A 16,906-nucleotide genomic window follows, 5' to 3' on the forward strand; every position below is an offset into this window, starting at 1 on the left:
CATAGAAGCAAGGAATCGACAGCATGGAACGCATCCTCATCATCGGCGCCAATGGCCAGATCGGCAGTGAACTGGTCAGCGCATTGGCCGACAAGCACGGCGCGCAGAACGTGATCGCCTCGGACATCGGCGACAAGAACCTGTACGGCGCCGCACGCTACACCGTGCTCAATGTGCTGGACAAGGACAGCCTCGCGCGCCTGGTGGCGGATGAAGGCATCACCCAGGTCTACCAGCTGGCCGCCATGCTGTCGGCCACCGGCGAAAAAGCGCCGCTCAAGGCCTGGAGCCTGAACATGGACGGCCTGCTGAACATCCTCGAGATCGCACGCGAACGCGGCGAAGCAGGCAAGCCATTGAAGGTGTTCTGGCCGTCGTCGATCGCCGCCTTCGGCCCGACCACCCCGAGCGAGAACACGCCGCAGTTCACGATCATGGACCCGACCACGGTCTATGGCATCAGCAAGCTGGCCGGCGAGCGCCTGTGCGAGTACTATCACAGCAAGTATGGCGTCGACGTGCGCAGCATCCGCTATCCGGGCATCATCTCGTATAAATCGCCTCCGGGCGGCGGCACCACCGACTACGCCATCGCGATCTTCCACGCGGCCCTGCGCGGAGAGACCTACGAATGCTTCCTGGGGCCGGAAACGACCCTGCCGATGATCTACATGCCGGACGCGATCCGCGCCACTATCGAGCTGATGGAAGCCCCAGGCGAACAGGTCGTCATCCGTTCGTCGTACAACGTGGCTGGCGTGTCGTTCAACCCGCGCGAACTGGCCGCCGCGATCTCGAAGGCGCTGCCGGCTTTCCGCATCGACTACAGGCCGGACAGCCGCCAGCAGATCGCCGACTCCTGGCCGAAGAGCCTCGACGACAGCCGCGCCACCGCCGACTGGGGCTGGAAGTCGCGCATCGGCGTCGACGAGATGGTCGATTCGATGTTGAAGAATATCGATGTCGGCCTGGGCGTGGCGGCATAAGCCGGCCACGACACCGAAACCTTCAACGGCCTGCCGCCTCGACGCGCCAGGCCGATTTGCATAATAAGAACTGACACAGTGAGACAAGCATGGACATGAGCGTTTTCGATTTATTCAAGATCGGCATCGGCCCGTCGAGTTCCCACACCGTGGGCCCGATGGTGGCGGCGCGCCGCTTCCTGCTCGAGAGCGGAATGCTGGAGCAAGCGGTCGGCGTCGAAGCCCATTTGTATGGTTCGCTGGCCCTGACCGGCGTCGGCCACGCCACCGACAAGGCCGTGATCCTCGGCCTGATGGGCGAGACGCCGCAAGGCGTCGACCCGACCGCCGTCGAGGACAAGCTGGCTGAAGCCGAATTCGATGGCGTGCTGCACCTGCTTGGCACGAAACCGGTGCCTTTCAGCGCGAAAATCAACCTGGTCTGGCATAAGGCATCGACCCTGCCGGAACACCCGAACGGCATGCGCTTCGTGCTCCATCTGCAGGACGGCAGCATCATCGAGCGCATCTATTATTCGGTCGGCGGCGGCTTCATCACCGCGGCCGGTGAGAGCCAGGCGCGCGCGGCCGAGACGGCTGCGGCGCCGGTCCCGTTCCCGTTTGACACGATGGCCCAGCTGCTCGAGCATGGCCGCCGCCATGGCCTGAGCATTCCGCACATGCTGCGCGCCAACGAGCGCACGCGCATGAGTGACGAAGAACTGGACGCAGGCCTGGACAATATCTGGCGCGTGATGCGCGAGTGTATCTGTCACGGCCTGGTGACCGACGGCCGCCTGCCGGGTGGCCTGAACGTGCGCCGCCGCGCGGCCGGCCTGTGGAAGCAGGCGCAGCAATCGCAGCAGCAACCGCTGAACGCCTTGCCGCATGACGCAGTGCAGCAGGTAAGCCTGTACGCAATGGCGGTCAACGAAGAAAATGCGGCCGGTGGCCGGGTCGTCACCGCGCCGACCAATGGCGCGGCCGGCATCATCCCGGCGGTGCTGCGCTACTACGCCGAGGATTGCCGGCCGATCGATCCACAGCGCGGCGTGCGTGATTTCCTGCTGGCATCAAGCGCGATCGGCATGCTGTGCAAGAAGAACGCCTCGATCTCGGGCGCCGAAGTCGGCTGCCAGGGCGAAGTGGGTGTGGCATGCGCGATGGCGGCGGCCGGCCTGGTGGCGGCGCTCGGCGGCAGCAACGAACAGATCGAGAACGCGGCCGAGATCGGCATCGAGCATCACTTGGGCATGACCTGCGATCCGATCGGCGGCCTGGTGCAGATCCCGTGCATCGAACGCAATGGCATGGGCGCGATCAAGGCGCTCACCGCCGCATCGCTGGCGCTGAAGGGCGACGGCACCCATTTCGTCAGCCTGGACAGCGCGATCGAGACCATGCGCCAGACCGGCGCCGACATGCAGGTCAAGTACAAGGAGACCTCGCTCGGCGGCCTGGCGATCCACGTGGTGACGGTCAACCACGCGGCCTGCTGAAAGGGGCGTGGCTGCTCAGATGCCTTGGGTTCCCGCCTTCGCGGGAACGACGTGCATGTGCTAACAATGGATCGGCGAGCAGCCCGACTTTCTCAGTTAGCCTAGAGACCGTCATCCCTGCCACTGGCAGGGATGACTTCCCGCGCAGGCGGGAATCCAAGTGCGCACACCACTGCACCCAATTTTATTCTCCCAAACAAGTTTTTTGCAGCACAGCATACATTTTCGCCGGCTCCCACTATAATAAAGTTTCAATGTGAGCCAACCGGATTTTCAAACTGTATGCATTATGTGTCCACCCGCGCGACCAGCGCGTCCGCAGCACGCAATCCCCAGCAATTCTCCGACATCCTGCTAGGCGGCCTGGCCCCGGACGGCGGCCTCTATCTGCCGGCCGAGTACCCGCAGGTGACCGGCGCCGAGCTCGATGCATGGCGCAAGCTGTCCTACGCCGAACTGGCCTATGAAATCCTGCGCAAGTTTGCCACCGATATTCCCGACGCTGACCTGAAGGCGCTGACCGCGCGCACCTATACGCCGGAGGTCTACCGCAATGCCCGCGCCGACGAATCGAACGCCGACATCACCCCGCTGCGCGTGCTCGAAGACGGCGCGCAGGGCAAGCTGGTGCTGCAGGCGCTGTCGAACGGCCCGACCCTGGCCTTCAAGGACATGGCGATGCAGTTGCTGGGCAATCTGTTCGAATACGCGCTGGCCAAGAACAACGATGAGCTGAACATCTTCGGCGCCACCTCGGGCGACACCGGCAGCGCCGCCGAGTACGCGATGCGCGGCAAGCGCGGCGTGCGCGTGTTCATGCTGTCGCCGCACAAAAAGATGAGCGCCTTCCAGACCGCCCAGATGTTCAGCCTGCAGGACCCGAACATCTTCAATATCGCGGTGGAGGGCGTGTTCGACGATTGCCAGGACCTGGTCAAGGCGGTCTCGAACGATCTGGAATTCAAGGCGCGCCAGAAGATCGGCACCGTCAACTCGATCAACTGGGCACGCGTCGTGGCCCAGGTGGTGTACTACTTCCGCGGCTACCTGGCGGCCACCACCAGCAACGATCAAAAAGTGTCGTTCACCGTCCCGTCGGGGAACTTCGGCAATATCTGCGCCGGCCACATCGCCCGCATGATGGGCCTGCCGATCGACAAGCTGGTGGCCGCCACCAACGAGAACGACGTGCTGGACGAATTCTTCCGCACCGGTGTTTATCGCGTAAGGAAGCCGTCCGAGACCTTCCACACCAGCAGCCCGTCGATGGACATCTCCAAGGCCTCTAATTTCGAACGCTTCGTGTATGAGCTGGTGGGCCGCGACGCCGATCGCACCCATGCGCTGTTCCGCAAGGTCGACACCCATGGCGGCTTCGACCTGTCCGGCGCGCCGGGCAGCGATGGCGACGAGTTCAAGTCGGCTGCCAAATTCGGCTTCCTGTCGGGCCGCTCGACCCATGCCGACCGCCTGGCCACGATCCGCGACGTCGCCGACGATTACGGCATCACGATCGACACCCACACCGCCGACGGCATCAAGGTCGCGCGTGAACACCTGCAGCCGGGCGTGCCGATGATCGTGCTCGAGACCGCGCTGGCGGCCAAGTTCAACGAAACCATCCTGGAAGCGCTGGGCCAGGACGCAGAGCGTCCCGCCGGCTTCGAGGACATCGAATCGCTGCCGCAGCGCTTCGTGGTCATGCCGGCCGACGTCGACCGCATGAAGGCCTATATCGCCGAACACACGGGGCTGTGATGAACGCGCCGGTACCCAAAGCCCCCATGCTGTCGGTGCGCGAAGCGCTCGACTTCCTGCTCGAGGCCGCACGGCCCGTCGAGCAGGTGGAGACCATCCCGACCCTCGAAGCCAACGGCCGCGTGCTGGCGGCGGACCAGCTGGCGACGATCGACGTGCCGTCGGCCGACAATACGCAGATGGACGGCTACGCCGTGCGCGCGGAGGATTGCGCGAACGGCAGCGCCACCCTGAAGGTCAGCCAGCGCATCCCGGCCGGCAGCGTCGGCCATGAACTGGAGCCCGGCACCGCGGCGCGCATTTTTACAGGCGCGCTGATTCCGCCAAGCGCCGATGCGGTGGTGATGCAGGAGCAGGCCGAGGCGGTCGGCGACAGCGTCACCATCCACCATGCTCCGCGCGCCGGCGAGTGGATCCGCCGCAAGGGCGAAGACATCAGCTCGGGCGCCGTGATCCTGCCGGCGGGCAGCCGCCTGCGCAGCCAGGAGCTGGGACTGGCGGCCTCCGTCGGCCTGGCCAGCCTGCCGGTGCGCCGACGCCTGCGCGTGGCGGTGTTCTTTACCGGCGACGAGCTGACCATGCCGGGCGACGTGCCGCCAGAAGGACTGAAGCCCGGCGCGATCTACAATTCGAACCGGTTCACCCTGCGCGGCCTGCTGGAGAACTTCGGCTGCGAGATCAGCGACTTCGGCATCGTGCCCGATTCGCTGCAAGCGACCCGCGCCACCTTGCGCGAGGCGGCGCGCGAGAATGACCTGATCATCACTTCGGGCGGCGTCTCGGTGGGCGAGGAAGACCACATCAAGCCCGCCGTGGAAGCGGAAGGGCGCCTGTCGATGTGGCAGATCGCCGTCAAGCCGGGCAAGCCGCTGGCCTTCGGCGAGGTGCGCCGTGACGGCGGTTCCGCGTTCTTTTTGGGCCTTCCCGGCAACCCGGTATCGAGCTTCGTCACCTTCCTGCTTTTCGTGCGGCCTTTCCTGCTGCGCCTGCAGGGCGTGACGGGCCAGGTCGAGCCGCAGGGTTATACCGTGCGCGCCGATTTTGAGCTGCCGAAGGGCGACCGCCGCAATGAATTCCTGCGCGCGCGCCTGAATGCGGGCGGGGGACTGGACCTGTTCCCGAACCAGAGCTCGGGTGTGCTCACCTCGACGGTATGGGGCGATGGCCTGGTCGACAACCCGGCGGGCAATCGCATCGCCGCGGGCGACCTGGTGCGCTTCATCCCGTTCGCCGAATTACAGTACTAGGAAGACATGAAGATCAGTTTGAAATACTTCGCCGCGCTGCGCGAAGCAGTGGGTACCGGGCATGAACAGCTGGAATTGTCGCCGGAAGTCACGACGGTGGGCCAGGTGCGCGAATTGCTGCGCGCGCGTGGCGGCGTGTGGGCCGAGGCCCTGGCGCCCGAACGTGCGGTGCGCATGGCCCATAACCAGGTCATGTGCGGTGGCGATACGCCAATCAGCGAAGGCGCCGAAGTGGCGTTCTTCCCGCCGGTCACCGGCGGTTGAAAGAGGCCGGCCCCGGTTCAATGGGGGCCGGCTTGTCCATCACAAGGCCGCAATCGACTCCTCCGCCAACGCCATCAATTTCGCGCAATTGCTGTTGCGCGCCGCGAAATCCTTCCACGCCGTATTGCGCGCCACCGTCTGCCAGCCGCGCAGGGCTTCCGGATTGAGGTCGACCACGCGCGCGCCCACGCCGCGATAGACCGATACCACCTCCGCATCGTCGATGCGCGCCATCTTCATCGCGAACTGCTCCAGGTCGGCGCCGACCTTGAGGATGGCTTCCTGCTGCGGCTTGGCCAGGCGCTCGAACACGGTGCGCGACATCAGCAGCGGCTCGAACATGAACCAGTACGAGCCGCCTCGCGCTGTGGTCAGCGAGCGCGCCGTCTCCTGCAGGCGGAACGACATCAGGGACGTCGACGAGGTCAGGGCCGCGTCGAGCGCACCGCTGCGCATGGCGTTATAGATTTCGTTGGACGGCAGGCTGACGACGGTCGCGCCGGCGTCCTGCAGCAGCATGTCCATCTCGCGCGAGCCGCCGCGCACCTTCAGGCCCCGCACGTCCTCGGGCGTGACGATCGGGGCGCCGCGCGAGGCGACTCCGCCGGCCTGCCAGATCCAGCTGACGATCACCAGGCCTTGCTCGTTCAGGATGCGCGACAGCTCGCGCCCGACCGGGGCGTTCTTCCAGCCATAGCCTTGGTCGTAGGACGTGACCAGTGCCGGCATCAGCCCGATATTCGCTTCCGGCGCCTCGCTGCCCGCATACGACAGCGGCACCAGGGCCATGTCGAGCGAGCCGCTGCGCAGCGCGCCGAACTGGGCGTTCGGCTGCATCAGGCTCGACCCCGGGTGGATCGAGAACTTCAGGCCGCCCCGCGTGCGCTTCTCGACTTCGGCCGCGAACATGCGGCACAGCCGGTCGCGAAAATCGCCCTGGGCGATGCTGCCTCCGGGGAACTGGTGCGAGATCCTGAGATTGCTGGCCTGCGCCCAGGCGGACTGCATCCATAAGGGACTGGTCGCGATCGCGCCCAGCATTGCCCTGCGGGTCGTGAACGACCGGTTAATTACCGACATATACATCCTCCAAGATGTTTTAACGGACTGCCGGGTGAATCGTGGCTTACCTCGTCGAGCGGGCGCCATCGTTCACGTTGGCGTGTACAAGAATATTCCTGCTACACCGCATGTCAAGCGGAATATTGCAGCTATGACAAAGGCATGCCTATGCCAACGCGGCAGTATTGCGCAAGCCGGTGGGACCGACCTTGATTCATTCTGGAGAATTTGCTTGTCGTGTGCGAATCAGCGCCTGTTGTCGGTGATCGCCTGGCTGGCCGCACGCCATCGCGCGGCGACGAAAATGGCGGCCGCGGCAAGCGACCACAGCAGGGTCGGGCCCCAGGTGTTGGCCAGGCTGTCGCCGCGCATCAGGTCGATTGCGCACAGCAGCAGGAACATGGTGCCGGCAGCCAGCAGGTATTGGCCGATCCAGTGGAACAAAGGACGAGATGCAGGACGCATGAAACGGATTCCTTTCAACGGCGGTCGAGATAACGGCGCAGGATGCCGGCCAGCGCCAGCGGCTGGTCGATCATCAGGAAGTGGCGCGACGGCGCGATCGGCGCCACCTCGACCGAGGCAATCCCTTCGACCAGCATCCGGTAGTGCTCGACCTTGTCGTTCACCGTCAGCGCATCCTGAGCTGCATCGTACTGGTAAAACGGCGCCACGACCAGCACCGGGGCAGTGATTTTAGACAGGCCAGGACGCAGGTCGAGCGCCAGCAGGTCGGCCACGTAGGCGCCCACCGCCTCGCGGTCGCTGCGCAGCAGCAGCGGCGTGATGTCGTCGGCCTTGCCGATGTCGAGCACGCCCTGGCCGCGCATGTACTGGCGCTGCTCGGCGGCGTAGGCCTCCGGCCGGCTGCCCGCCATCCGGTTGCGCACATTGATCGCCGCTTGCGGGCGCTGCTGCGGCGGCATGTTCTCGGTGCCGGGGAACACCGGCAGGCCGTCCAGCGCCACCACGCCGCCGATGCCGTTGCCGAGGTCCTGGGCCACCGCGTAGGCCAGCGTGCCGCCCAGGCTGTGGCCGATGATCACGGGCTTGTCCAGCTTGCGTTCGGCGATCAGGCCGCGTAGCGCGGCGCGGGCCCCCTCAAAAGGCGACCAGTCCGGCGATCCGCTTGGCGCCGGACGGCCATCGAAGCCGGGCAGGGTGACCACGTACAAGGTGAACTCGTCCTTGAACTGGCGGATCGTCTCCTGCCATACCCAGGGGCCGCTGGCCAGGCCCGGGACCAGGATCAGGGGCCGGCCGCGGCTGCCGTGGCGCTCGACCAGCAGGCCGCCGGATTCGAAGCGCTCGGCCGGCTCGATGGTGGCGGCGAAACGGTTGGCGGCAGGCGCTGCCGGGGGCGCGGTCTGCGCCTGGGCCTGGGCGATGGAAGCGGCGCCGGCAACCAGTGCGGCAAGGGCGAACAACAGGGAAGCTTTCTTCATGCGGTCTCCTGATCGGGGGAAAAGATGGCTTCGACCGGCAGGCCGAACAACCGTGAAATGGCGAAGGCGAGCGGCAGGCTGGGATCGTAGCGTCCGGTCTCGATTGCGTTGATACTCTGGCGCGAGACGTCCAGGCGCTCGGCCAGGTCGGCCTGGCTCCAGCCGTGTTCGGCGCGCAGCTCGCGGATGCGGTTCTTCATCGCTGGCGCAGCGCCCGCACCGTGCAGACCAGGGCGGTGGTCGCCCCAAGCACCATCCAGACCGCGAACATCGACAGGCGCGGATAGCCGGCGGTCTCGAGGAAGCCGTAGCTGAAGGTGAGCCCGGCGGTGAGCGCGGCGGCCAGCGCGAACGATTCGAGCAGGAAGCGGCGCGCGTACTCATCGACCCGGTTCAGGTGGCGTGCGATGGCCCACAGCATTAGGCAGAATCCCAGCATCGGCGACAGCAGCACCACGGTGCGCAGCACGCCTTCCTGCATCGGCCGGCCGTAGAGGATGGTCGCCACCAGCAGGATCGCATACACCGCGAAGGAGATGCCCAGTTCGCGCAGGTAAGCCTTCCCGACCCGCTTTTCATGTGTGTTCGTCTTCATGGCCCAGCCCTCGTGGAGTAAAGGATGCTTTACATCGTAGGCCTGAGGGAACGCTGTGTCAAGCATCCTTTACATCCTCTTTCGCTGCCTGAACTCGACTACAATGCTGGTCCTTCTTTCGTACCTCGCACCGTCATGACCCAGTCTTCCATTTCCTCCAAGCGTGTCGCCGTGATCGGCGGCGGCCCCGCCGGGCTGATGGCGGCCGAGGTGCTGGCGCAGGGTGGCGTGCAGGTCGACGTCTACGATGCGATGGTCAGCGTGGGCCGCAAGTTCCTGCTGGCGGGGAAGGGCGGCATGAATATCACGCATTCCGAGCCTTATCCCGATTTCGTGGGGCGCTATGGCGCGCGACAGGACGAGGTGGCGTGCTGGCTGGACGGGTTCGACGCCGACGCCGTGCGTGCCTGGATCCACGAGCTCGGCATCGAGACCTTTGTCGGCACCTCGGGACGGGTCTTCCCGCTCGAGATGAAGGCGGCCCCGCTGCTGCGCGCCTGGCTGCACCGCCTGCGCGAATCCGGCGTGCGCTTTCACATGCGCCATCGCTGGCTCGGCTGGCAGGGTGGCCGGCTGCGCCTGGCCACGCCGGATGGCGAGCGGCTGGTCGAGGCCGACGCCACGATCCTGGCGCTGGGCGGCGCCAGCTGGGCGCGGCTCGGCTCGGACGGCGCCTGGCAGCCGCTGCTGGCCGAACGCGGGGTCGCGCTGTCCCCGCTGGCGCCCGCCAACTGCGGTTTCGACGTCGGCTGGAGCGAGCATTTCAGCAGCCGCTACGCCGGCGCGCCGCTGCTCACGGTGGCCGCCGGTTGCCAGGACCAGGATGGGGAGATCGGCTGGCGCAAGGGCCAGTTCGTCATCACCGCGGGCGGCGTCGAGGGCAGCCTGGTGTACGCGCTGTCGGCACCGCTGCGCGACGCGATCGCGCGCATTGGTGCCGCCACCCTCTGGCTCGACCTGAGCCCGGACCACGACGCCGAGCGGGTATTCGACGAAGTGACGCGCCCGCGCGGTTCGCGCTCGATGTCGAGCCACCTGCAAAGCCGGCTCGGCATCAAGGGCGTCAAGGCCGGGCTGCTGCACGAATGCCTGTCGCGCGACGAGTACGCCGACCCCGCGCGCCTGGCCGCGGGCATCAAGCGCCTGCCGCTCAAGCTGCTGCGTACGCGCCCGATCGACGAGGCGATCAGCAGCGCCGGCGGCGTGCGCTTCGATGCGCTGGCGGACAACACCGCGATGCTGGCCGCGCTGCCGGGTACGTTCGTGGCGGGCGAGATGGTCGACTGGGAAGCGCCGACCGGAGGGTATCTGCTTACCGCCTGCTTCGCCAGCGGCCGGGCCGCAGGCCGCGATGCGCTGGCCTGGCTGGAACGGGCCGGCGCCTGAGCGGGTAGTTGAACACCAACGGTGCGCATGCCGTTCGTGGATTGGCGTAGGCTGGATCGTTCTTTTCGCAGCCTTGCCCAGGAGCGGACCATGTCCAGCACGCCTACCGAGCCGAGCGAACAGGAGCCACTGCGCATTCCTGTCGTCGAGGAGCAGCTCGCGGTCGGCACCCGCGCCGTCGACACCGGTCGCGGCGTGCGCATCCACAAGACCGTCACCGAACATCCCGTCACCATCGACGAGCGGCTGCTGCGCGAGGAGCTGCGCATCGAACACGTCCCCATCGACCGCATCGTCGGCGCCGGCGATGCGCCAGGCCACCGACATGAAGGCGACAGCCTGGTCGTACCAGTGCTCGAAGAGGTGCTGGTCGTCGAGCGCAAGGTCCGCATCAAGGAAGAACTTCACATCACCCGGATCCGGCACGAGGAGCGCCACGTCGAGACCGTCCCGCTCAAGGCGGAACGGGTCGAGATCGAACGTTTCGACGAGGCCGGCGATTCGGGTGCCTGAGGTCATCACCCAAAGGAGACTCATCATGCACCATACGCTAGTCGCGGTTTTCGATAACCGCACCGACGCGCAAAGCGCGTACGACCAGCTGCTGTCTTCCGGATTCGGCCGCGAGAGCGTGCGGCTGTCCGAGGCCAATGCCGCCGCCGGCAGCGCCACGATTGCCGAAGGCAAGGGTAAAGGCATCAAGCACTTCTTCCAGGACCTGTTCGGCGACGAGCACAAGCACCACGAAAGCCGCTACGAAGGCGCGCTCGCGCGTGGCCAGCACGTGGTGACGCTCAGCGCCGATTCGCTGCCCGACGTCGAGCGCGCCGCCGACGTCGTCGAAGCCTTCGGGCCGATCGACATCGACGAGCATTCGGACGGCGTCGCCACTCCCGGCGCGCTGCTGACGGGCGGCGCCGGTTCGATGCAGGGCACGACGCAGGCAGGGACTTTGTCGGCCCAGTCGGCGTCCGGTCCGCGCCAGGGCGCCACCGCGGGCGCGGCAATGCAGCGCGACACCTCGGCCAGCGCGACCATCCCGGTGGTCGAAGAGCAGCTGCGGGTCGGCAAGCGCGAAGTCCAGCGCAGCGGCATGCGGATCTTCTCGCGCATCGTCGAGACCCCGGTGCACGAAACCATCGGCCTGCGCGAAGAACACGTCGACGTCCAGCGGCGCAAGGTGGACCAGCCGATCAGCCCGAGCGACGCCGCCGCGTTCAGGGAGCAGACCATCGAGATGCGCGAGAGCGCCGAGGAAGCCGTGGTCGAGAAATCGGCCCGCATCACCGAGGAAGTCTCGATCGGCAAGCAGGTCAGCGAACGCCAGCAGCAGATCGACGACACGGTGCGCCACACCGAGGTGGACGTGGAGCGCCTGGGCGCCGCCATGGGCGACGCGGAGAGCTACTACCGCGAGCACTTCAAGCTGACCTATGGCGCGAGCGGCGGCGTGTACGACGATTACGCGCCGGCCTATCTCTACGGTTCGCAGATCGCGGGCAGCGGCAAGTATGTGGGCCGCCAGTGGGACGAGATCGAACCCAAGCTGCGCACCGACTGGGATTCGCGCCACAGCGGCGTGTCGACCTGGGAAAAGATGAAGTCGGCCGTGCGTCACGGGTGGGATCGCATGACCGGTAAACACGGCGCCTGAGCCGGAGCGGCGTGTGATATTCAGTGAGCAATGGGGGCCGGGCGGCGCGGTAATATGGGCTTTTGTCGCCTGGCCATCCCATGAAATCCTTACGTGTACTGACACTTGCCGCCCTGCTGGCGTTCTTCAATGCGGGCGCAACGGCTGCGATGCAGTGCGGCGAACCATGCCGCACCCTGGTGCGCGACGCCCACGTGCTCGAGGGGCAAGGCAAGTACCAGGAAGCGCTGGACAAGTACCGGGCGGCCGAAAAGGCCGATCCGCAGGCTTCGCTGCCGGTGTCGCTGCAGGCTGGCCTGATCTTCAAACTGTCCAGTGTGGCCCCGAAGGACGAGGTGGCGCAGGCGCGCCAGACGGCGCGCGCGCTGGCCGAGCGCGCGACCACGCTTGCCGCCGACGATCCGATCGCGCACGAGGTCTTGCGCATGCTGGACGACGACGGGGTGTCGCCCCTGCACACGCCGAATCCTCGCGCCGCGAAGCTGTTGGCCGAAGGATCGGCCCTGTTCGCGCAGCGCAAGCCGAAGGAAGCCCTGCTCAAATACGAAGCCGCGATGGAGGCCGACCCCAAGGCGTCGAGCGCCTGGGTAGGCGCCGCGGACTGTTACTTCGTGCAGGGCGACTGGCGGCGCGCCGAGGCGCTGTTCCGCCGTGCCACCGAGATCGAGCCGAAGAATGCGCAGGCATGGCGCTTCCTGTCGGATGCGTTGCTGGCGCAGGGCCAGCGCGCGCCGGCCGAAGCAACCCTGTATGCGTCGATCGCCGCCGATCCGTCGCAACGTCCTAGCTGGGGCAAGCTTGCCAGGCTGCGCGCCGCCGCCGGCCTGCCATTGAAGTCTCTGGCATTCAGGCGCGGCGTGCGTGTGGAGCAGGAGGCGGACGGCAAGTTTACTGTCCATATCGACGAGTCGGTCGCCGGCAAGGAAGACACCCCTAACTACGCCATGCGGCTCCTGCTCGGCATGAGCGAGTCCAACCAGCGCCAGTCCGAGAGCGCCGCCGGCAAGTCGCCGTTCGAGATCGAACTGGGCGCGTGGCGTACTGCCCTGAAGGTGATGGACGAGACCAAGGCGCTCGGCGACCAGCGCGTGACCGACCCCGCCTTGCTGCAGATGCAGGCGCTGGCGAAGGATGGGCAACTGGAGCCGGCGATCCTGCTGCTGATGTTCCGTCAGTCCTATCGGCCGGCGCTGAACGCCTGGCTGGCCGCGAATCCAGGTGGCGTCAAAGGCTTCATCGACCGCTACGGCCTGCAGCCTTGACGGAATGGCAGGAAGCGAACGGCTGCGCACGGCCCCTTTGGGTATAGTGCAGCCATGCCTTCACCCGCCAACTATCCCACTACGCCCGACGGACGGTATTTCGTCGTCTCGGGCCGTCTGTGGCGAACCAGCAATCCCGATCTGACGCCGGAAGAACGCCAGCAGCTGGTCGACCGGCTCATGAAGGCGCGCCGGGAGGTCAGTGCCGCCCTGAAGGCGCGCGACGGCAATGCCGAGCGGGCCGCTCGCCAGGCGGTCGACGAGGCCAAGCGCGCGCTGGGCGAGCGCGGGCAGGTGTGGTGGACCGATGGTGCGCCGGATTTCAACCGGCGGATGGTGGCCAATACGCCGTATGCGGCCTGGTTTGCCGCGCTACAGGCTTGAGCATTCGGGCTAGTCGCTGACCTTGCCCCGTAGCGCCTTGGTCTGGCTGCTGCGCGCCTTGGAGTCCAGCCGTCGTAGCTGGGAGCCCCGCGTCGGCCGGGTCGGACGGCGCGTCACCGGCACGACCGACGCCCTGTCGACCAGTTCCTGCAGGCGGCGCAGGGCGTCTTCCTTGTTCTGTTCCAGGCTGCGCGACTGCTGCGCTTTGAGTACCAGCACGCCTTCCTGCGTGATGCGCGCGTCGCTCAAGGCCAGCATGCGCTCCTTGACGTGCTGCGGCAGCGACGAGGCTCCGATGTCGAAGCGCGCGTGGACGGCGCACGAGACCTTGTTGACGTTCTGGCCACCGGGACCCTGGGCCCGGATTGCGCTGAATTCGACTTCGAGAGGATTGATGACGGCCATGGCGCCATTGTAAACCGGGTGCGGTCCTGCACGGAACGTGAAGATGTTAGAGAATAGAGGGTTCCGCCTCATCTTTTCCGATACTCATGACCATTTCAGCATCCTTGTCAGGCGCACGACGCGCCGACATCAACCTGCGGCCGTTCGGCGTCGCATTCGTATTGATTGTGCTCGGCGCCTGGTACCTGACGCAGGTTGTCGGTGCGCGCCAGGCCGCGCTCTACATCGTCGGCGCGCTGCTCGGCGTGGCCCTGTACCACGCCGCGTTCGGCTTCACCTCGGCCTGGCGCGTGTTCATCGCCGACGGCCGCGGCGAAGGCCTGCGTGCGCAAATGCTGATGCTGGCGGTTGGCGTGGTGCTGTTCTTCCCGGCGCTCGCAGCCGGCACGCTGTTCGGCAATCCGGTCACCGGCCTGGTGCAGCCGGCCGGCACGTCGGTCATCGTCGGCGCCTTCATCTTCGGCATCGGCATGCAGCTGGGCGGCGGTTGCGCCTCGGGCACGCTGTACACGGTCGGCGGCGGCAGCACGCGCATGATCGTCACGCTGATCTTCTTTATCGTCGGCTCGCTGATCGGCACCGCCCACATGCCGTTCTGGACTGCGATGCCGCAGCTGCCGCCGCTGTCGGCGGTGAAGGAACTGGGCCTGGCGCCGGCACTGGCGCTGAACCTCGTCGTATTCGCGCTGATCGCGGCCGTCACCGTCGTCGTCGAGAGACGCCGCCACGGCCGGCTGGTCACTGGGCAGTCGCAACCGACTGGCAGCGCGCGCTGGCTGCGCGGTCCGTGGCCGCTGGTGGCTGGCGCGCTGGCGCTGGTCGTGCTCAACTTCGCTACCCTGGCCCTGTCGGGCCGCCCATGGGGCGTGACCTCGGCCTTCGCGCTGTGGGGCGCCAAGGCGGCATCCGTGGTGGGCATCGACGTCGCCAGCTGGACTTACTGGTCGACGAAGGCCAATGCCGCCGCACTGGCGGCGCCGGTCTGGAAGGACGTGACCTCGGTGATGGATATCGGCATCGTGCTCGGCGCGATGCTGGCGGCGGCGCTGGCCGGGCGCTACGCGCCGGTGTGGAAGCTGCCAGTGCGTTCGCTGATCGCGGCGGTCGTCGGCGGCCTGCTGCTCGGCTATGGCGCTCGCCTGGCCTATGGCTGCAATATTGGCGCCTATTTCAGCGGGATTGTCTCGGGCAGTCTGCACGGTTGGCTGTGGCTGGTCGTGGCATTCCTTGGCAACGTGGCCGGCACCCGCCTGCGGCCAATGTTCGGGCTGGAAGTGGAACGGTTGAGGCCGACCGCCTGCTGAAAAACCGCGATAAAGGTCGGCGATGGGCCTGAGCGAGTTTTCGTGAATATTGCGCTGCACCGCATCTGTAGAATGGATGGCAACGTCGTATAACGGAGGAAATGCAATGATCGGTGCGCGCCTTTTTGCGATGTGCTCGGTGGTTCTCGTGACGGGATGCGGTGGCGGCGGGCGCGACACCTCGCCTGAGACACCCTCGGTCCCTGCGCCCTCGATCGCGCTGGCCTCTTCAGCGACTTCGGTGATGCCCAACGGCGCGGCGGTCGAGATTACGCCGACGCTGACCGGTGTCACAGGTCCGCTCACCTGGTCTGTGACGCCGACGGCCAGTATTGGCACCACCTTGTACACGCTTCCGGACAAGCCGATCGCTGCATACTCCCCTCCTTGGGATTTGAAGGCGGACAAGGTGACGATCACGGCCAGCGCAGGCGGCATCTCGGGTTCGGTCGAGCTGAGCGTAAAGCCATCGCCCGTGGCCGTGCCCTGGGTCACCCTGCCGGTGACGTGGCAGGTTGTCTTTGGGGACCCACCCACGCTCGCCGGTGCGCGCCCCGTCGACTCCGCCGCCGATCAGTCCGGCAATCTGTACCTCGCCTATTCATCACCGGTGTCGGAAATCAAGAAGGTGGCGGCTGACGGCAGGATCGCGACCTACGCGCAGGTGAACGAACCGATTTCACTGGCCTATGCGCCAGACGGGGTGTTGTACGTCGTGGACAGCCTTGGCTCCCTTGCTTACGCGATCCGCCGGATCTCAGCGGACGGGAGGATATCCACGTTGACGCAAACCGCGCCTTACGATGCAGCAACAGGAGCAATCGATGGTTCCTCTGGTGTCGCCACCGCATATACATTGAACCTCGCAGTCGCGCCAGGCGGCGCGGTTTACGCGACCGATGGATCGAAGGTTCGCAAGATCGCCCCTGACGGCACGTTTTCGACGTTGGCAGGAGGTGGGTGCGAGGCTGGCATTCCGCCGGGATCGGGCTGTGTAGACCGCAGGAACCCGGTCGATGGCGTTGGCGTGCAGGCACGATTCATGGGACCGGATGACATTGTGGCCGACAGCGCGGGAAATCTGTACGTTAACGACGTCATGCTGATCCGAAAGATCACCCCTGCAGGCGCGGTTACGACGCTTGCCGGCCGAACGAACTGGACCTTTGATTTCCTCAATGATATCGATGGCACGGGCAATGCTGCCTTCTTCGCTGGTGGTGGCCCGATGGCGATCGATGCTGCGGGCAACCTCTACAAGCTTGGGTCCAGGGGTGTGCTGAGAAAGATCACCCCATCCGGCGTTGCAAGCACGGTGGCTACCTCTCTGGGCCTAACTGGGGCGCAACCTCAGAACCGGATTGTGGCTCTTCATGCTGTTAGTCCCGGCGTCGTGATGCTGCAGTCTTACGCTCAGTTGGGCAAGGTCCGGGTTGATTGAGCGGCTGATATTTCGCCGCAGATCGGTAAGGACAAGTATCTTCTTCCTATGATGATGTGCTGGGCCAATATCGGCCGTTCTGCCTAGGGCCGCTGTCGACCCAAAGCGGTCGTTGCGAATTTTTTCGGCACTTCGAACTTAATGATGTTAGCTATTCGCCTGATGTCTAAGTATGATGAGGAAACATCACCAAAAACTGCTGCGATTCCTGAAAATTTCTCTATTGAAACAATGT

General features: G+C 65.9%; 18 protein-coding genes. 12 read left to right on the plus strand and 6 right to left on the minus strand.

What is annotated here, in order from left to right:
• Positions 1-23 precede the first annotated feature (23 nt).
• The 5 genes from FVD38_RS24800 (at position 24) to moaD (ending at position 5,733) form a co-directional block, all read left to right on the plus strand.
• Positions 24-986, plus strand: a complete 963-nt coding sequence (locus tag FVD38_RS24800) for an NAD-dependent epimerase/dehydratase family protein (RefSeq protein WP_187271700.1) — start codon at positions 24-26, stop codon at positions 984-986.
• Positions 987-1,075: 89 nt separating this feature from the next.
• The gene (locus FVD38_RS24805) at positions 1,076-2,464 is read left to right on the plus strand and encodes an L-serine ammonia-lyase (protein ID WP_147937244.1); all 1,389 of its coding nucleotides are present in this window, start codon (positions 1,076-1,078) and stop codon (positions 2,462-2,464) included.
• Between the two features lie 282 nt (positions 2,465-2,746).
• Positions 2,747-4,222, plus strand: coding sequence for a threonine synthase (thrC, locus tag FVD38_RS24810; protein WP_147937245.1), 1,476 nt, complete (start codon positions 2,747-2,749; stop codon positions 4,220-4,222).
• The gene (locus FVD38_RS24815) at positions 4,222-5,469 is read left to right on the plus strand and encodes a molybdopterin molybdotransferase MoeA (RefSeq protein WP_147937246.1); all 1,248 of its coding nucleotides are present in this window, start codon (positions 4,222-4,224) and stop codon (positions 5,467-5,469) included. Before thrC ends, FVD38_RS24815 begins: the two co-directional genes overlap by 1 nt.
• Positions 5,470-5,475: 6 nt before the next feature.
• Positions 5,476-5,733: a molybdopterin converting factor subunit 1 gene (moaD, locus tag FVD38_RS24820; RefSeq protein WP_147937247.1), complete on the plus strand. Its 258-nt coding sequence runs from the start codon at positions 5,476-5,478 to the stop codon at positions 5,731-5,733.
• A gap of 39 nt (positions 5,734-5,772) precedes the next feature.
• Here moaD and dctP read toward each other — a convergent pair whose 3' ends face one another.
• From dctP to FVD38_RS24845, 5 genes are all read right to left on the minus strand, one after another.
• Complete coding sequence (gene dctP, locus FVD38_RS24825; protein ID WP_147937248.1) at positions 5,773-6,813, minus strand: TRAP transporter substrate-binding protein DctP; 1,041 nt, start codon at positions 6,811-6,813, stop codon at positions 5,773-5,775.
• Positions 6,814-7,041: 228 nt separating this feature from the next.
• Complete coding sequence (locus tag FVD38_RS24830; protein ID WP_147937249.1) at positions 7,042-7,260, minus strand: hypothetical protein; 219 nt, start codon at positions 7,258-7,260, stop codon at positions 7,042-7,044.
• 14 nt (positions 7,261-7,274) lie between these two features.
• Positions 7,275-8,240, minus strand: coding sequence for an alpha/beta fold hydrolase (locus tag FVD38_RS24835; RefSeq protein WP_147937250.1), 966 nt, complete (start codon positions 8,238-8,240; stop codon positions 7,275-7,277).
• On the minus strand, positions 8,237-8,440 hold the full coding sequence (locus FVD38_RS24840) for a helix-turn-helix transcriptional regulator (protein ID WP_123071259.1): 204 nt from the start codon (positions 8,438-8,440) through the stop codon (positions 8,237-8,239). The genes FVD38_RS24835 and FVD38_RS24840 overlap by 4 nt, the downstream gene beginning before the upstream one ends.
• Positions 8,437-8,835 (minus strand): hypothetical protein, encoded by a 399-nt coding sequence (locus FVD38_RS24845; RefSeq protein WP_147937251.1) that lies wholly within the window; start codon positions 8,833-8,835, stop codon positions 8,437-8,439. Before FVD38_RS24845 ends, FVD38_RS24840 begins: the two co-directional genes overlap by 4 nt.
• Positions 8,836-8,970: 135 nt before the next feature.
• On the opposite strand from FVD38_RS24845, the gene FVD38_RS24850 reads away from it, so the two are divergent.
• The 5 genes from FVD38_RS24850 to FVD38_RS24870 all read left to right on the plus strand — a co-directional run bounded on the left by FVD38_RS24850 (position 8,971) and on the right by FVD38_RS24870 (position 13,521).
• Positions 8,971-10,221, plus strand: a complete 1,251-nt coding sequence (locus FVD38_RS24850; protein ID WP_147937252.1) for a TIGR03862 family flavoprotein — start codon at positions 8,971-8,973, stop codon at positions 10,219-10,221.
• A 90-nt stretch (positions 10,222-10,311) separates the two neighbouring features.
• Positions 10,312-10,734: a DUF2382 domain-containing protein gene (locus FVD38_RS24855; RefSeq protein ID WP_147937253.1), complete on the plus strand. Its 423-nt coding sequence runs from the start codon at positions 10,312-10,314 to the stop codon at positions 10,732-10,734.
• Between the two features lie 25 nt (positions 10,735-10,759).
• The gene (locus FVD38_RS24860; protein ID WP_147937254.1) at positions 10,760-11,875 is read left to right on the plus strand and encodes a YsnF/AvaK domain-containing protein; all 1,116 of its coding nucleotides are present in this window, start codon (positions 10,760-10,762) and stop codon (positions 11,873-11,875) included.
• Positions 11,876-11,955: 80 nt separating this feature from the next.
• Complete coding sequence (locus FVD38_RS24865) at positions 11,956-13,137, plus strand: tetratricopeptide repeat protein (RefSeq protein WP_147937255.1); 1,182 nt, start codon at positions 11,956-11,958, stop codon at positions 13,135-13,137.
• A gap of 54 nt (positions 13,138-13,191) precedes the next feature.
• On the plus strand, positions 13,192-13,521 hold the full coding sequence (locus FVD38_RS24870; protein ID WP_147937256.1) for a hypothetical protein: 330 nt from the start codon (positions 13,192-13,194) through the stop codon (positions 13,519-13,521).
• Positions 13,522-13,530: 9 nt separating this feature from the next.
• Here the strand turns inward: FVD38_RS24870 and arfB are convergent, their stop codons facing one another.
• A complete protein-coding gene (arfB, locus tag FVD38_RS24875; RefSeq protein ID WP_147937257.1) occupies positions 13,531-13,926 on the minus strand; it encodes an alternative ribosome rescue aminoacyl-tRNA hydrolase ArfB in 396 nt (131 codons plus the stop codon).
• A gap of 86 nt (positions 13,927-14,012) precedes the next feature.
• On the opposite strand from arfB, the gene FVD38_RS24880 reads away from it, so the two are divergent.
• Together FVD38_RS24880 and FVD38_RS24885 are read left to right on the plus strand one after the other, a co-directional pair.
• Positions 14,013-15,230 carry a YeeE/YedE family protein gene (locus FVD38_RS24880; protein ID WP_147937258.1) on the plus strand — a complete coding sequence of 406 codons (1,218 nt, stop codon included), beginning with the start codon at positions 14,013-14,015 and terminating at the stop codon, positions 15,228-15,230.
• A 106-nt stretch (positions 15,231-15,336) separates the two neighbouring features.
• Positions 15,337-16,671 carry an NHL repeat-containing protein gene (locus tag FVD38_RS24885; RefSeq protein ID WP_147937259.1) on the plus strand — a complete coding sequence of 445 codons (1,335 nt, stop codon included), beginning with the start codon at positions 15,337-15,339 and terminating at the stop codon, positions 16,669-16,671.
• The last annotated feature ends 235 nt before the right edge of the window (positions 16,672-16,906 follow it).

This window comes from Massilia arenae (genome assembly GCF_008014745.1).
Lineage (GTDB): Bacteria > Pseudomonadota > Gammaproteobacteria > Burkholderiales > Burkholderiaceae_D > Telluria > Telluria arenae.

What these genes read in the sequence shown, in the direction of transcription:
- FVD38_RS24800 (WP_187271700.1), top strand. Translation starts at nt 24, where the DNA reads ATGGAACGCATCCTCATCATCGGCGCCAATGGCCAGATCGGCAGTGAA.
- FVD38_RS24805 (WP_147937244.1), top strand. Translation starts at nt 1,076, where the DNA reads ATGGACATGAGCGTTTTCGATTTATTCAAGATCGGCATCGGCCCGTCG.
- thrC (WP_147937245.1), top strand. Translation starts at nt 2,747, where the DNA reads ATGCATTATGTGTCCACCCGCGCGACCAGCGCGTCCGCAGCACGCAAT.
- FVD38_RS24815 (WP_147937246.1), top strand. Translation starts at nt 4,222, where the DNA reads ATGAACGCGCCGGTACCCAAAGCCCCCATGCTGTCGGTGCGCGAAGCG.
- moaD (WP_147937247.1), top strand. Translation starts at nt 5,476, where the DNA reads ATGAAGATCAGTTTGAAATACTTCGCCGCGCTGCGCGAAGCAGTGGGT.
- dctP (WP_147937248.1), bottom strand. Translation starts at nt 6,813, where the DNA reads ATGTCGGTAATTAACCGGTCGTTCACGACCCGCAGGGCAATGCTGGGC.
- FVD38_RS24830 (WP_147937249.1), bottom strand. Translation starts at nt 7,260, where the DNA reads ATGCGTCCTGCATCTCGTCCTTTGTTCCACTGGATCGGCCAATACCTG.
- FVD38_RS24835 (WP_147937250.1), bottom strand. Translation starts at nt 8,240, where the DNA reads ATGAAGAAAGCTTCCCTGTTGTTCGCCCTTGCCGCACTGGTTGCCGGC.
- FVD38_RS24840 (WP_123071259.1), bottom strand. Translation starts at nt 8,440, where the DNA reads ATGAAGAACCGCATCCGCGAGCTGCGCGCCGAACACGGCTGGAGCCAG.
- FVD38_RS24845 (WP_147937251.1), bottom strand. Translation starts at nt 8,835, where the DNA reads ATGAAGACGAACACACATGAAAAGCGGGTCGGGAAGGCTTACCTGCGC.
- FVD38_RS24850 (WP_147937252.1), top strand. Translation starts at nt 8,971, where the DNA reads ATGACCCAGTCTTCCATTTCCTCCAAGCGTGTCGCCGTGATCGGCGGC.
- FVD38_RS24855 (WP_147937253.1), top strand. Translation starts at nt 10,312, where the DNA reads ATGTCCAGCACGCCTACCGAGCCGAGCGAACAGGAGCCACTGCGCATT.
- FVD38_RS24860 (WP_147937254.1), top strand. Translation starts at nt 10,760, where the DNA reads ATGCACCATACGCTAGTCGCGGTTTTCGATAACCGCACCGACGCGCAA.
- FVD38_RS24865 (WP_147937255.1), top strand. Translation starts at nt 11,956, where the DNA reads ATGAAATCCTTACGTGTACTGACACTTGCCGCCCTGCTGGCGTTCTTC.
- FVD38_RS24870 (WP_147937256.1), top strand. Translation starts at nt 13,192, where the DNA reads ATGCCTTCACCCGCCAACTATCCCACTACGCCCGACGGACGGTATTTC.
- arfB (WP_147937257.1), bottom strand. Translation starts at nt 13,926, where the DNA reads ATGGCCGTCATCAATCCTCTCGAAGTCGAATTCAGCGCAATCCGGGCC.
- FVD38_RS24880 (WP_147937258.1), top strand. Translation starts at nt 14,013, where the DNA reads ATGACCATTTCAGCATCCTTGTCAGGCGCACGACGCGCCGACATCAAC.
- FVD38_RS24885 (WP_147937259.1), top strand. Translation starts at nt 15,337, where the DNA reads ATGATCGGTGCGCGCCTTTTTGCGATGTGCTCGGTGGTTCTCGTGACG.